A 12,912-nucleotide genomic window follows, 5' to 3' on the forward strand; every position below is an offset into this window, starting at 1 on the left:
CGGACAAGCAAAAAACCAGGAAAAGAGGTAAGCCTATGACTTTCGTGGTAAACACGTTGGACTCCGTGCTGGCAACCCGCTATCAGACAGGGACTACCGCCGGCGGCGCACCTGTTCTCCGGCAAAAAAGCCTGACCGGCGTTAAAGCAACGGCAGCTGATCAGGACGTATACGATGTGGCTGTCGCATTATCAAGCCTGGTGGATTATCCATTGACAGATATCCGCCGCCTGAAAATTTTCGAGCTGGCCGATGAATAAACCGGCCAAATAATTCCAGGGTGGTGACAGAGCATGGCAATAACGAACCAGAAAGTTTTAAGAATGGTATTCACAACCATAGGTGGTAAGGCGTTTACCATTACCCTTCCCCAGCCAAAGGCAGGCCTTACGCTTGCCCAAGTCGGGACGGTCATGGACCTCATTATGGCAAAAAATATTTTTGCCACTTCCAGTGGGGATCTGGCAACCAAGAGAGATATTAAAGTGGTAGATACTACCACGGACGATCTCTACGATCCCCCCCAAGAATAAAATACTCCAGCTAAGCTGTCCGGAGAGCATGGCTGGTTTTAAGGCATAATTTATTAGAGGAATTGGCGGCCGCAAGGCCGCCCTCGTACAACACAGCGCACAGTTATCGTGTTAATCAGAATCTTTTGTCAGAACTTGTTGTATGATACGACATCTTCTATTCGCTTAAATTCCGAATGTCCGGGGAAAGGCTTTGCATCCGGCGCAGGATAACCCATCACCAGCAAGGCGACCGGCTCAATGTTGTCCGGAATCGCAAACTCTTCCCTAATAGCCTCAGGTATAAAGTACATGACCCACGTCGTGCCCACGCCCAGCGTCGTAGCCTCCAGCATCATGTGTGTTGTTACAATACTCGCGTCGATAACTCCGCTGATCTTGCCGTCGTATTCCCGTTGCCAGCATTCGTTCTTATCGTAGCAGATAAGCATTGCGGCAGATGCGCCAAAGTGGCATTTCGTGCATTTTCTGAGCTTTGCCAATCCTTCTTCGCTGTTGATGACCAGAATCTTCTGCGGTTGGCGGTTGCAAGCAGTCGGTGCGAGGTGTCCCGCTTTCAATATTTTGTCCAGCGTATCCTGTTCGATCGCTTTGTCGGTAAAGTTGCGCACTGAATAGCGTTCCTCTGCCAGTTTTAAAAAGTCTATATTCGTGTTCATTAATGTCCCCTCGATTCAATCAAGTTACGCGACATGCGTGGCGCACCCGGTGAGTGTTGCCTTGATCAGCGATCTCCCAGGTCAACGGGCAGGCGAGCCGATGCCGATAACGGTAGCGTCGTTGGTGACTCCGGCGGGAAACCTGGCTTGGTTCGGATCGTTTTTTTCCGCCAGGACAACCGGGCAATTGTTCTGGGCAGCCAACGGTGCAACCATCAGAGCCGCGGCCAAAGAGTAACTGTCAGCAAAGTAAACCTTGCTGGTCGCCAGCCCCATCTTCTCGTTAAAATCCTGGTTGGTCACGTAGCGATCCACGCCGGACATGCGGCGGAATCCGTTTGTATCCTGGACTCTGGACGTACCACCCAAGATAACCAAATGATTGGCGTCTAGTCCAGCCTTTAGTAAACTCCAAGCTTCGGGATGATAGACGCCGGCTCCATCCGTTATGCGGATAAGCCATCCGTTGGCCGCTGCATAGGGCCCGGCGCTCACGGCGTCGGCCAGAGCATCAAAACCTACGAGGAATACCCCATGTGGATCAGTAATTTCCTTTCCTACCAGGTCCGCCGTCTCCGCGCGCCCTTCTCCTTGCAGCACTTTTGCCTCGAGATCGGGGATGGCTGCTTTCAATTTCTCAGACACGACATCCGCTTGGAAGCCGATGCAGTAAGCTCTTTTTGCTCCCAGCCGTTTTATCTCACCAATCACTTCGGCCGTTGGGACGCCACCTTCCACCATAAGGATCGGCGCCTGCTCCTGGCCGGCCAAGGGTGCTGCTGCCAGGGCGTCGATCAAATGGTTGTTTTCTCCGGGGACGACGACCACTGAATCGGCCTTTAGCCATCCTTCTTGGGACACTTTTACTGAGGTAGCCGGCGTACTACCCCCGTCAATGGTTCTGTCCGCAGTAATTCCGCTCGCCGGCATGGCCGGCTCGGAAACTTTCAGCCGTACGACGGCGATGATATTGGAGAGTTGGCGCCCGGCGGGCGTTATGGTCCTGCCGCCCAGCCACAGGGCGCTGGAGGCGCCGCCGTCTAAATTCATGGCGTCTGTTAGGTTATACACCTGGGCAACCTGAGCCAAATTTTTGATCGTAAGACCCGGCGTGGTACCGAAAACCAATTGTTTGTCGGTCGTCAGCCCGATGAACGAACGATTGCCGGCAGCCGTGGTGAGTTTCGGGTCGTTCCAGCCCTCGCCGACCGGATCGGCAGTCACCTGTCCATCCAAGATGAGGCTCGGGCCGCAACCGGTGATGTTGGTCAAATTGATCCAATCGGCCGTATCATCCGTATTGGTGCGGCTATTCCATACTTGCCGCACAAAATCAATCGTCGATCCAACATGGAATAGCTGGCGGTAGGCGCTGTCAGCCGGCATCAGCAACAAAAATCCATCAGCCGGAATTGCCGTATTGCCCTGGCTGATATTCGTAACCGTACCTTTCTGCAGAACTTTCGCACCGCCCGCTGTATAAACGCTACCCGTCACGTCTTTGACATTGCGTACCACCACACAGACCATATCTGTGTCCCCGGTTTCCGTACCGTAATCCGGGGTGATTATCGCCTCGCGATAACCCGTATAGCCGGCTGGCCTGATGACATTCCAGTTGCGCAAGTAAAAGAGTTGTTTATAGAGATAATTGCCTCCGCTAACGTCGACATAGACGTACTGCCTGAAAGACACCCTATCCAGCTCCGCTTCGCCGGCGCTGCCGAAACCTATCATGCTGCTGGTTTCATAGTGCATCGTTGCCCCGTTATGTACCAACGTCCCGTTTATGGGCTTCTTGCCTTCATTGTAGGCCTCAAAGAACGCGCCGTTGACTGCCGCTAATACCTCATACTTGTTTTTGTCTATGCTGCCGATGATCTGCTCGAAGGGCTTAACCTCGCCGACTTTGCCTGCCGGCACGGAAAGCACACGGATATTGGGATCATTCAGATCGGCGCGCACCGCCTTAATTGTGGTGGATTGACCGGCAATACTGACGGACTTGTCGGCGCTCATCACCGAGCTTGAGTCGGCCCAGACCGTCGGTGCCTGCCAACACACCAGCGTCAGGGTAAAAATCGCAACCAATAATCTCTTTACCAATCCCTGTTCTCCTTTCAGATCTTCTCAGGATTCTTTTGCGCTGATTCTCATTATTTGAATTCTACCCCATAAAAAAACGGCATGTCAACAGCCTATGTGCTTTTCATGCCGCGTCTTTCAATCAAAAAATAATGAAAAAGAAAACAAAGGTATGGAGAAATGCCTGTCTTTCATAAGGACAACTTTCGTATTCTAACAGTCTAGAATTTGATCCTCGGTATGTCCGCTTCCTTGTAATAAATTGCATCGAAATCCATTTCAGTACCTCCTTTAGGTTTTTCATTTTTTAAAGAAAACTTATATTTTTCGTATTTTAATAAATAGGAAGGGCTGTCCTTTTCTAGATTATCCTATAAAATATCCTGTTGCTGTAATTTGACTTCTTCTATATCCCCGTCAAAAATGGGTACGGGAAGCCTTTTCCAGCCGGTATTGCGCCACTTTTTTTTTTGACAATAAATTGCAATGAAACTCTAAGGTATGGACTTTTTCGAACATGAAATACTAATTGTTAACGGATAATTTTTTCGACAGGAGATATTCATCATGACCAAAGACAGTCAGCCTGATAATAAGAAAGCCCGCATGGAAAAAGCCAAAAATCAAACTCCGCTGACAAGGGAAAATCAAAATCAAAATAAGAATGCCCATAAGCAATCCATCGAAAATAACGATGTGTAAAGGAGTGATTGATATGGCCAACGGAAACAAAATCAGAAACACGAAAAACAATAAAAAAGAAGATGGAAAATTCCATTCCAACACAACCGCATTCCGGCCGCTGGTTTTTGTCTTTTTCAACGTTCAGATAATATCCGCCTAAACGTTCAAAGCGCTCTTGATCAATACAATGTGCCTGACGGATGCCAAATTCTCCGCAATCAATATCCTCTGCACAGGTATCCATATCCATTCCGAACTGTTTTGCGGTCTCTGCAATCCGCTGTATTAATTCTATTTTCTGATAGGACGTCGGTTTAATGATATTGAATGTCCGAATGTTCGCTCCGTCTTTTACCATTTTGCATAATATGCCGGAATATCTGTTCGCCTGCTTACACTTATTATCATTGTCGGTTTTCCTTTGCTTTTCCATTTCTTGTATAATAAAACGATCTCCATTTATTCTAATAAAATATCCAGCATTTTTTTCGTGTTATTTAAGAAAGAACGCGTGATTTGATAATGCTCCGTCTCTTCATAGCGTACCTGCTCAAATCCGTCACGAATCTGATAGATCAAGGCATCCGGGTAGGCCATGATGATCGGGGAATGCGTGGCAATGATAAACTGAGACCCTTCGTTGATCAGTTCATGCATCCTTGTCAGCATCGACATTTGCCGTGAAGGGGATAACGCCGCCTCCGGTTCATCCAGTATATAGATACTCTCCCGGCAAAACCGATTCTGAAAAACCGCAAAAAATGACTCGCCATGCGACTGTTCATGCAGTGACCTTCCGCCATAAACCCCTTCCAACATTAAATCTTCAACATTGGAGGCAAAATTATAAAAGCTCTCTGCTCTGAAGAAGAAACCATCTCTGGGTCTTTTGGCTCCTTTAATAATTTTGATATATTGATTCAAGTCTGAATGCGTCGCTCTGGAAGTGAAATTAAAATTTTTTGTCCCGCCTTCCGCATTAAAACCAAACGCAATCGCGATTGATTCTAAAATAGTTGATTTTCCCGAACCATTTTCACCTACTATGAACGTTACTTTGGGGTGAAAAGACAACCTGTCTAAGTTCTTGATAGCAGGTAAATCAAAGGGGTATTCCGCAAAGGATGGGACGCGCTCCCTGTCTAATTCAATATAGCGTATGTACTGGCTAAGGCTGTTGAATTCCATTATTCTACCCCCTTACCGATTTGATCCTTGCCGCTCATTGATTGAATACATATCCAATAAAGAAAAAACGCCTTTATCAAGGGTGCATATCGTTTGTTTACTGGCTGCCGTAATCGTTACCAATAAATACCTGATTACTGCTTTCATAAACAGGCAGACTATAAGATAAACTCATTTTCATAGGAAGGATATGATCTTATGGCCTTACTTGGAAACCCATTTGTAGCAAATGTCCCTAAGCAGATGTCCAATGAGGAGTTGGCTCAGGCCCTTCGGGTTGATATTGCAGGGGAGTACGAAGCAATTATTGGCTATGAATCTCATGCTATGGCAACAAATGATGAGAGAGCAAAAAAGGTTCTCCATCATATTGCTGATGAAGAAAGACAACACGTCGGAGAATTAGAACAGCTGCTAGCCATCATTAGTCCCAAGGACTTGACGTCCATAGAAAAGGGAAGACAGGCCGTACAACAGCAGCAATCTCAAAATTTCCAGGCCCCTATGCAATAAGGATTCATTATCTTCTTCACATTACCTCACGTTTTAACTGCTCAATTTTCCACTGGCATTTCCACACGATCTTTAACATTGCTAAAGCAATAATCCCAAGCAAAACGGTAAAAGCGCCAAAGACAACCTCACCGCTATCCATGGCTGCCATCAACTCCACAAAGAAACAGATGATCTCTATGGCCAAAAAGACGGTGAAAAAACGCTTGATCTTACTGTATTGCATGATCTTGGATTGGACATCCGTATACATCTCAAAGGGACCGTCCGCAGCCTTTTTCCGCAGAAAGACCCATCTGAACCACTGACCGACGACTTCTACGCCCGTATCTTCCATGAAAGATGCATAATCAGCCTTGTCCCCGTCCCATTTATCCAATAAATCGATCTGATAATTGTATTCACCAGGGTCGCAGGGTTCAAATGTATAAAATCCAAGGAAAAATTTTTGAAAGGCCCATCCTTCCAAAGACATTTTTTGAAGCCAATCCTGTTCGGCATCTTTGTCATAATACATTCTGAATTTTAACATCTTTTATATCCGCCCCTCGTTTATCTTTTTTGCATTCCTGACAAGTTCATTCAGCCTTTGGACTTCGTTATGAAAGACTTCCGCACCCCGGCTCGTCAGAAGATATTCTTTTTTCTTTCTGGATTCCTTATCCTCACTGTATAAACGGATCCACCCTTTTGAAAGCATGGAATTAATCGCCCCGTATAAGGTCCCCGGTCCTAATGTGACTCTTCCGCCGGTCATTTCGCTGATATTCTGAATAATCCCGTAGCCATGATTCGGTGTGCGGACCGCCAATAAGATATAAAACAAGGCTTCTGTCAAAGGTGTATTATTATCCAAACCAATCATCCTCCGATATATCTTCCTACGATATATAATATATCATCTGCCGATATATGTGTCAATAATCTTTTACTCCCTGGATAAAAAAAAATCCCGTGGAACACCTCTCCACGGAAACAGCAGCATTTTTGTTAAGCCGCCTGCTTAAAACTGTTTTGTAAAGCGAACTGGCCTATAAACCTCGCTTCTTCTAATTATTGATGATCGTCCCGCCGTTGATATGCAGGATTTGCCCCGACATATAGGCGGAATCGGCACCGGCCATTTTCTCCCCAAAAAGCAGTATTCATTCCGCAAACAATCATTCATCTCAGGGCGCGTATATCAATAGGCTTGATCATTTTTTTATATCCTTGATTAACCAGTTAAACAGCGACACGATGAGGGATGTCAAAAAGGCTGCGACGAATCCGTGGATTCCCAGACCGGGCATTAATGCCGCCGTAAGCATGACCATCCAAGTATTGACAACCAGGATAAATAAGCCGAGGGTCAGTAAGTTAAAGGGAAGGGTCAGCAGGATAACCACGGGCCGGATGAACAGGTTGATCACACCAAGCAGTACCCCAGCCCCAAGCAATGTTAGCGGGCTATTTACCGTAATTCCCGGTACGATATAAGAAGCGGCTAATAATGCCAAAACATTGGTCAAACATGTCAGGATCAATTTGCGCATGATCTGTTCCCCTTATTAAACGAAGTCCACATAGATTTGGATTGCCTTGTCTTCGATCTCAACCATCGTAAATCTGCCGTGGATACGCAACTCCCGGATGATATCCATGACGGTTTGGAGAACGGAGCTCACAGGCATTCCAGCGATAGTTCTGCGCCATTTATCGGCGGCTTGTATTTCCCCGCCGACGCATTTTTCCTCGTCGCGCTTTCCCTTAAGCTTCATGATCCGCTCCCATACCCAGGCGATATCCTGTATGGCCTCGAAAGTATCTTCCACTACCCAAACCGGGATAGGAATCAGCCATTTCCTGTGGTTTTTGTTTCGGATGCTGACCACGATCAGAAAAGCTTTACGCGGCTGCTTAGTCCACAAATACCTCAACCTTCATCCTTCCTTCGTGCGGATCATCGACATCGACATCTACCAGTTTACCGCCGGAAGATCCTTGTTCTAATTCCTGGATAAGTTCATTCAGCAGGTATTCAAGGTCGATTCCTCTTTTGTCGATTTCACCTTTTGCTTCCGGCGGGATGAAGGCCATCGCCGCATTGGCCAGCTTTGTCACCGATTTAACCAGGTTCATCGGAATATTGACGTTGACTTTCGGCGCTTTCTCACCTTCTACTCGAACCCGTAAAAAACGGTTCGCAAAAACCGATACGGCAGGAGTGACTTCAGGTGCACTTTCCTCGATGGCTTTCAGAAGCTCCATCCCTTCGGCTGCAGTAATTTTACCCTCTTGAATCATTTCCAGGACTTTTAACCTTTCGCTGCTCATGACATCATTCCCTTTCTTATTCTCCAACCTTCTCATTTTCCAAGCTTTTTCAGGCGGCTGGCGGCTTCCTGCGAAGTGATTTCTCCGCGATCTAGAGCGTCCAGAATCTCCTTGCGGTTTTCTCTTTCCTCCTGCAGATCCGAACCATCCACTTTATACCCTAATGCTTGAATGACGCTGTCCAGGCGTCCCCTGACGGTAGGGTAAGAAATTCCCAGTTCTTTTTCCACATCTTTGATGTTACCCCGGCACTTAATAAAAACTTCAATAAATTCAAGCTGGTCGGGAGGGAGCTGACAAAATTTGCACGGGGTAAATTGCCCTTCCAGGGTAGTGTTGCAGTTCATACAGTTCAGTTTACTGACATACAGGCTATGTCCGCAAATCGGACACAAACCCGGCGCTTTGTATTTAATTATTTTCACCCCCAAATTGGAACCACTCTAAGATTTTACAAATTAAGAATAGCAACAAATATTAATTTTGTCAACTAATATGTTAATTATATTAATGCAATAATTAATTATTTTAATATCATTCATATTCTTCTATAAATTTAAAAATTGATTAAGGTGAGAAAAAGCCGCGATGAAGGTTAGCATACCCACTTCATCTGCGGCAATATGATCAGCAAAAATGCTGCGATGGCTTCAGGCCTCATGTTGAGATTCGGGATCGGCGGTCTTGGCGTAGGTCTGGTAGGATTGTTGGTGGAATATTCCGGTATTGTTCCGGTTATCCAGTTGTTAATCTGGCTTCCTTTGCTGGCCATCATTCCTCTTTAACTTCTTTATAAAACCGATTACCGGTTTCCGGTTCATAATAGACTTTAAGTTTTTTACCGTTAACTGGGTCGATAAAAACTTCATCCGTAGCCATATACCCTTTGGGTATATCGTTTCCATGATTCTTTCGATAGCGTTTATCCCAAATTAACCATGAAAGGAAGGCAATAATAAGAAATATCCCAACTTCCAATAATATATAGATTTCAGCCGCTATTCTCATCTTAAGCTTCTTTCTCCACCACAACCGCAGTTCCAAAGGCGACAATCTCACTCATGGTCTGTCCAATTTCGCTGGAATCAAACCTCATCATCACAACAGCGTTTGCTCCCATAGCCTGGGCATTCTTAACCATACGGTCTATCGCCTGTTTACGGGTATCTTCAAGTAGGGCGGTATATTCATGGATTTCCCCGCCGATAAGACTGCGCAGCCCAGCAATGATATTCCCGCCTAATCCCCGGCTGCGAACAACGAGACCGAACACCTGACCTTTAACATCTGTTACTTTGTAACCTTTGATATTTTCGGTCGTAACGATTAACATGCTATCACTCCCTTTTTATTCTTATTTTACAAATCTTTTAGCCAGCTTACAATTATTTTTGCAATTTTTTACTCAATCCATTCTATTAATAAACAGCTGTCCCAAGATATCTGCTAAAATGCCAACCGGAACACATGCCGTTAAAATGATATTTCCTCCGTTTTATGGTATTCTAGGAGTATTGTACAAAATCGATCCTCTAAGGAGATCCTTTCATGGCCTTATTCAACGTCACAGAAAGGGAGATTCAAGCCCTTGCCGGCAATCGAAAATCTTACGAGCTCGGTGTCATTTATGCACAGAGCCGGAAGGTAAGCAACTTCAATTTTGACCCTGAGCAAAGGGTCATCGAAGCGAATGTCACCGGCAATTGGCGCTATAATGTCCGTATCGTGTTAAATCAAAGCGGGACCGTGAGCGCCGCTCATTGCACTTGCCCGGCCTACGCCGAATATCCCGGAGCCTGTAAACATGTCGTCGCAGTTTTAAAAACTGCACGGCAAAAACTTTCTGCCATACAGTCTTCATTTTCCGATTCCGCCAAGGCCGGCAGTGAGTTCATGACTTTCATCTCCGACCGCAAGCAGGAGAATCCGCTGGAAGAGCTTAACCTTGAGGTGGGACTTCAGCTCAGTACGGTTTTTCGCAAAATAAGTGCCCAACTTCAGCTGAAAGTAGGCTTAAAGCGTCCTTATGTTGTTAAAAACTTAAAGGATTTTTTACTTGCCGTAAAAAATGAGCATTCTCTGGACTTTGGGGCAAAATTCACCTATGATCCGACCCGTCACAAATTTAAAGAAACTGACGCGCCTTTGATCGCCATGCTCCAGGATATGCTGGCCCAATATGAAGCTTTCCAGGAAATCAGGAATGTCTCCTATTTTGCCTATACAGCTTCTCCGTTCAGTCAAAAACCGTTTGTACTCAGCACTTACTATTTGGGCAAATTATTGGATGCGCTGGGATCAAAGCCTTTTTCCCTGCATGCCGGTTTTGCCAACGGCTACGAAACAACGGAAATTCTAACTGTAAATATCAGACGGAAGGATATCCCGCTAGACTTTTCCGTAGAGGCCGAAGAACAAAATATCCTTCTGTTGCTGCAAAATGAACCGCCTGTCCCGTTAACCGCAGATGGGAGATATTATCTTTACAACCGGCAGATTTATCAGGTCTCTCAGGAGCAAACCGAATTCCTGCCCAACCTGCTCAAAGCCCTGAACGGCAAGCAGCGTCCAGGTATTCTGTTTACTGCGGCGCAAAAAGACCGGTTTGCTTCAGAAGCCCTCCCGTTTATGCAAAAAATCGCGACAGTCAGCGTAGAGCCAACACTTGCAGACAGATTTATCCGTGAGGATTTGCAGCCGAAGATCTATTTTGACCGGGCCGGAGAAAACGGAGTTACAGCCCGCCTGGAATTTCATTACGGGGAGATCTTGATTAATCCGTTTTCTTCACGCGGGGGCTTCCGGACTGCGCCAGGTAATGATCAAATCCTGATCCGGGATCTTGAGCAGGAAAGAAAGATCCTGAATATCTTTGAACAGGCTGATTTTATCGTATCCGAAGGCAAAATCAGTCTGGAGGATGACGAGAAGATCTTTGATTTTACCGTCAAGGGATTTCCGGAGCTTCAAGATCTGGCAGAAACCTACTATTCCGATGATTTCCGATTGAAAATTCAAACTTCCGCCACCTTTTCCGGCCGGATTCGTCTGGATGAATCCCTGGATATGCTGGAAGTCTCTTTTACCTGCGGTGATGTTGATCCGGGGGAATTAGCTGATATCTTTCAATCCCTGCAGATGAAGAAAAAATACTACCGCCTGCGTGACGGCTCATTTCTTGATTTGCAGCAGCATGACTTGGAAGCCATGAGCAAACTTCTCGATCACCTGGATCTGAAGGGGCAGGATTTAACCAACCAAACGCTTCACCTCCCGAAGTTCCGGGCCCTGTACATTGACAGCTTCCTCAGGCAGGCCGACCTTTCTGGAATCCAACGCAATAAGGCTTTCAAACAACTGGTCCAAAGCATTCTGGAGCCCCAGGACGGGGAATATGATCCTCCGCTGCCGCTGCAGCAGGTGCTGCGTGATTACCAGAAAACAGGTTTTAAATGGCTGAAGACGCTTGCTTCCTATGGTCTGGGCGGTATCCTTGCCGATGACATGGGTCTCGGCAAAACCCTGCAGGTCCTAGCCTTCGTTCTATCGGAAAAGCTCACTGCTGCCCAAAATCCCTCCTCTTTATTACCGTTTTTAGTCATCGCACCGACTTCCCTGGTCTACAACTGGCAAAGTGAAGCAGAGAAATTTACGCCTGACCTTCATGTGCTCGTCATCGATGGGCAGCCTGCGGAGAGGCAGGAACAAATCAGCCGGATTGCGCCAGCTGATCTTGTTGTCGTTTCTTATGCCGTACTGCGCCGTGATATTGAACAATTCTCCAAGTTGGCATTTTCCTATTGTTTTTTGGATGAGGCCCAAAACATCAAGAATCCGCAAACCCTCAATGCCAAGTCTGTCCAGAAAATACAAGCCAAAGGATATTTTGCTCTAACCGGAACACCCATTGAAAATTCCCTGTCGGAGCTCTGGTCCATCTTTCATTTCATTATGCCCGGCTATCTGCCCAGCCACCAGGAATTTCACAAGAAATACGCCCTGCCCGTGTCGAAAGGAGACACGGAATCTCTTCAGGAATTGAGCAGGCAGATCAAGCCGTTCATCCTGCGCAGACTGAAAGTGGATGTCCTAAAAGAACTGCCCCCCAAAATTGAAACGGAGATCAAAGCAGCTTTGACAGATGAGCAACGAAAAATCTACCTGGCCTACCTCCAGCAAACGAAACGTCAGCTTGCCGAGGAACTGGCTGTCTCAGGTTTTGCCAAAAGCCAGATTAAAATACTGGCAGCCTTGACCCGCCTGCGGCAAATCTGCTCCCATCCGGCAATGTTTATTGAAAATTATACGGGGGGAAGCGGCAAAATGCTGTTGTTTCAGGAGATTTTGACAGAATCGCTGGACGCCGGACATCGGATTCTGGTCTTTTCCCAGTTTACTTCGATGCTGGATTTGATTCAGGACGACCTTAACCAGCATAAGATCGCGCACTTTTACCTGAGCGGTTCTACCAAGGCTCTGGAAAGAACTCAAATGGCCCAAGCCTTTAATAACGGTCAAGGCAAGGTCTTTCTTATTTCTTTAAGAGCAGGCGGGACGGGCCTTAACCTGACGGGTGCCGATACTGTCATTCATTTTGACCCCTGGTGGAATCCGGCCGTTGAAGACCAGGCTACGGACCGCGCGCACCGGATCGGGCAAAACAATTCGGTCCAGGTCATCAAGCTTTTGACCCAAGGGACCATTGAAGAAAAAGTCAACGCCTTGCAGGCTAAAAAGAAAAAGCTGATCGATTCCGTCATCCAGCCCGGAGAAACGATATTGTCCAAGCTAACAGAACAGGAGCTCAATGCGCTGTTTGATTTTGACTAAAAAAGCCTACCAACCCCACCACGGGCACACGCGGCAAAGCATTAAGCCCTAAACCCTCGGGTTTAGGAAATCCCTTATAAATGGAAAGTTAGTTCTTGTAGAAG

17 protein-coding genes and 1 pseudogene are annotated in these 12,912 nt (G+C 46.5%); 5 read left to right on the forward strand and 13 right to left on the reverse strand.

From position 1 onward, the window contains the following. Positions 1 to 35: 35 nt before the first annotated feature. Both DHBDCA_RS12200 and DHBDCA_RS12205 read left to right on the forward strand, forming a co-directional pair. Positions 36 to 260, forward strand: a complete 225-nt coding sequence (locus tag DHBDCA_RS12200; RefSeq protein WP_015044524.1) for a DUF1659 domain-containing protein — start codon at positions 36 to 38, stop codon at positions 258 to 260. 33 nt (positions 261 to 293) lie between these two features. Beyond that, the gene (locus DHBDCA_RS12205; RefSeq protein ID WP_015044525.1) at positions 294 to 533 is read left to right on the forward strand and encodes a DUF2922 domain-containing protein; all 240 of its coding nucleotides are present in this window, start codon (positions 294 to 296) and stop codon (positions 531 to 533) included. Positions 534 to 661: 128 nt separating this feature from the next. Here the strand turns inward: DHBDCA_RS12205 and DHBDCA_RS12210 are convergent, their stop codons facing one another. Then, entirely contained in the window at positions 662 to 1,192 is a 531-nt protein-coding gene (locus tag DHBDCA_RS12210) for a nitroreductase family protein (RefSeq protein WP_015044526.1), read from the reverse strand. An 81-nt stretch (positions 1,193 to 1,273) separates the two neighbouring features. Next, entirely contained in the window at positions 1,274 to 3,298 is a 2,025-nt protein-coding gene (locus DHBDCA_RS12215; RefSeq protein ID WP_021315590.1) for a cell wall-binding repeat-containing protein, read from the reverse strand. 694 nt (positions 3,299 to 3,992) lie between these two features. On the opposite strand from DHBDCA_RS12215, the gene DHBDCA_RS15965 reads away from it, so the two are divergent. Then, positions 3,993 to 4,121 (forward strand): hypothetical protein, encoded by a 129-nt coding sequence (locus tag DHBDCA_RS15965; protein WP_343205464.1) that lies wholly within the window; start codon positions 3,993 to 3,995, stop codon positions 4,119 to 4,121. On the opposite strand, the pseudogene DHBDCA_RS15840 reads toward DHBDCA_RS15965, so the two are convergent. Further along, a pseudogene (locus tag DHBDCA_RS15840) lies at positions 4,071 to 4,394 on the reverse strand (DUF1848 family protein); the annotation flags it as partial. The gene DHBDCA_RS15965 and the pseudogene DHBDCA_RS15840 sit on opposite strands and share 51 nt — an antisense overlap. 26 nt (positions 4,395 to 4,420) lie before the next feature. Beyond that, entirely contained in the window at positions 4,421 to 5,149 is a 729-nt protein-coding gene (locus DHBDCA_RS12225; protein ID WP_015044530.1) for an AAA family ATPase, read from the reverse strand. 198 nt (positions 5,150 to 5,347) lie between these two features. Between DHBDCA_RS12225 and DHBDCA_RS12230 the strand changes: the two genes are divergently transcribed. Continuing rightward, complete coding sequence (locus DHBDCA_RS12230; RefSeq protein WP_015044532.1) at positions 5,348 to 5,662, forward strand: demethoxyubiquinone hydroxylase family protein; 315 nt, start codon at positions 5,348 to 5,350, stop codon at positions 5,660 to 5,662. Between the two features lie 16 nt (positions 5,663 to 5,678). On the opposite strand, the gene DHBDCA_RS12235 is transcribed toward DHBDCA_RS12230, so the two are convergent. The 9 genes from DHBDCA_RS12235 to DHBDCA_RS12270 all read right to left on the reverse strand — a co-directional run bounded on the left by DHBDCA_RS12235 (position 5,679) and on the right by DHBDCA_RS12270 (position 9,311). Continuing rightward, positions 5,679 to 6,194, reverse strand: a complete 516-nt coding sequence (locus DHBDCA_RS12235) for a DUF2812 domain-containing protein (protein WP_015044533.1) — start codon at positions 6,192 to 6,194, stop codon at positions 5,679 to 5,681. Positions 6,195 to 6,197: 3 nt separating this feature from the next. Beyond that, positions 6,198 to 6,518 carry a PadR family transcriptional regulator gene (locus DHBDCA_RS12240; protein ID WP_015044534.1) on the reverse strand — a complete coding sequence of 107 codons (321 nt, stop codon included), beginning with the start codon at positions 6,516 to 6,518 and terminating at the stop codon, positions 6,198 to 6,200. 340 nt (positions 6,519 to 6,858) lie between these two features. Then, positions 6,859 to 7,197 (reverse strand): phage holin family protein, encoded by a 339-nt coding sequence (locus DHBDCA_RS12245; RefSeq protein WP_015044535.1) that lies wholly within the window; start codon positions 7,195 to 7,197, stop codon positions 6,859 to 6,861. A gap of 15 nt (positions 7,198 to 7,212) precedes the next feature. After that, entirely contained in the window at positions 7,213 to 7,581 is a 369-nt protein-coding gene (locus DHBDCA_RS12250; protein WP_021315599.1) for a hypothetical protein, read from the reverse strand. Continuing rightward, positions 7,562 to 8,005: an SHOCT-like domain-containing protein gene (locus tag DHBDCA_RS12255; protein WP_015044537.1), complete on the reverse strand. Its 444-nt coding sequence runs from the start codon at positions 8,003 to 8,005 to the stop codon at positions 7,562 to 7,564. Before DHBDCA_RS12255 ends, DHBDCA_RS12250 begins: the two co-directional genes overlap by 20 nt. Before the next feature lie 5 nt (positions 8,006 to 8,010). After that, positions 8,011 to 8,394 carry a DUF2089 domain-containing protein gene (locus DHBDCA_RS12260; protein WP_034378691.1) on the reverse strand — a complete coding sequence of 128 codons (384 nt, stop codon included), beginning with the start codon at positions 8,392 to 8,394 and terminating at the stop codon, positions 8,011 to 8,013. A 179-nt stretch (positions 8,395 to 8,573) separates the two neighbouring features. Beyond that, entirely contained in the window at positions 8,574 to 8,753 is a 180-nt protein-coding gene (locus DHBDCA_RS15520; RefSeq protein ID WP_167967849.1) for a hypothetical protein, read from the reverse strand. Further along, positions 8,750 to 8,986 (reverse strand): hypothetical protein, encoded by a 237-nt coding sequence (locus DHBDCA_RS12265; protein WP_015044540.1) that lies wholly within the window; start codon positions 8,984 to 8,986, stop codon positions 8,750 to 8,752. The genes DHBDCA_RS15520 and DHBDCA_RS12265 overlap by 4 nt, the downstream gene beginning before the upstream one ends. Before the next feature lies 1 nt (position 8,987). Next, on the reverse strand, positions 8,988 to 9,311 hold the full coding sequence (locus DHBDCA_RS12270) for a heavy metal-binding domain-containing protein (RefSeq protein ID WP_015044541.1): 324 nt from the start codon (positions 9,309 to 9,311) through the stop codon (positions 8,988 to 8,990). A 215-nt stretch (positions 9,312 to 9,526) separates the two neighbouring features. Here DHBDCA_RS12270 and DHBDCA_RS12275 point away from each other — a divergent pair, with 215 nt between their 5' ends. Continuing rightward, the gene (locus DHBDCA_RS12275) at positions 9,527 to 12,808 is read left to right on the forward strand and encodes a DEAD/DEAH box helicase (RefSeq protein ID WP_015044542.1); all 3,282 of its coding nucleotides are present in this window, start codon (positions 9,527 to 9,529) and stop codon (positions 12,806 to 12,808) included. Positions 12,809 to 12,912: the final 104 nt, after the last annotated feature.

It is taken from the genome of Dehalobacter sp. DCA (assembly GCF_000305775.1).
GTDB classification, from domain to species: Bacteria; Bacillota; Desulfitobacteriia; order Desulfitobacteriales; family Syntrophobotulaceae; genus Dehalobacter; species Dehalobacter alkaniphilus.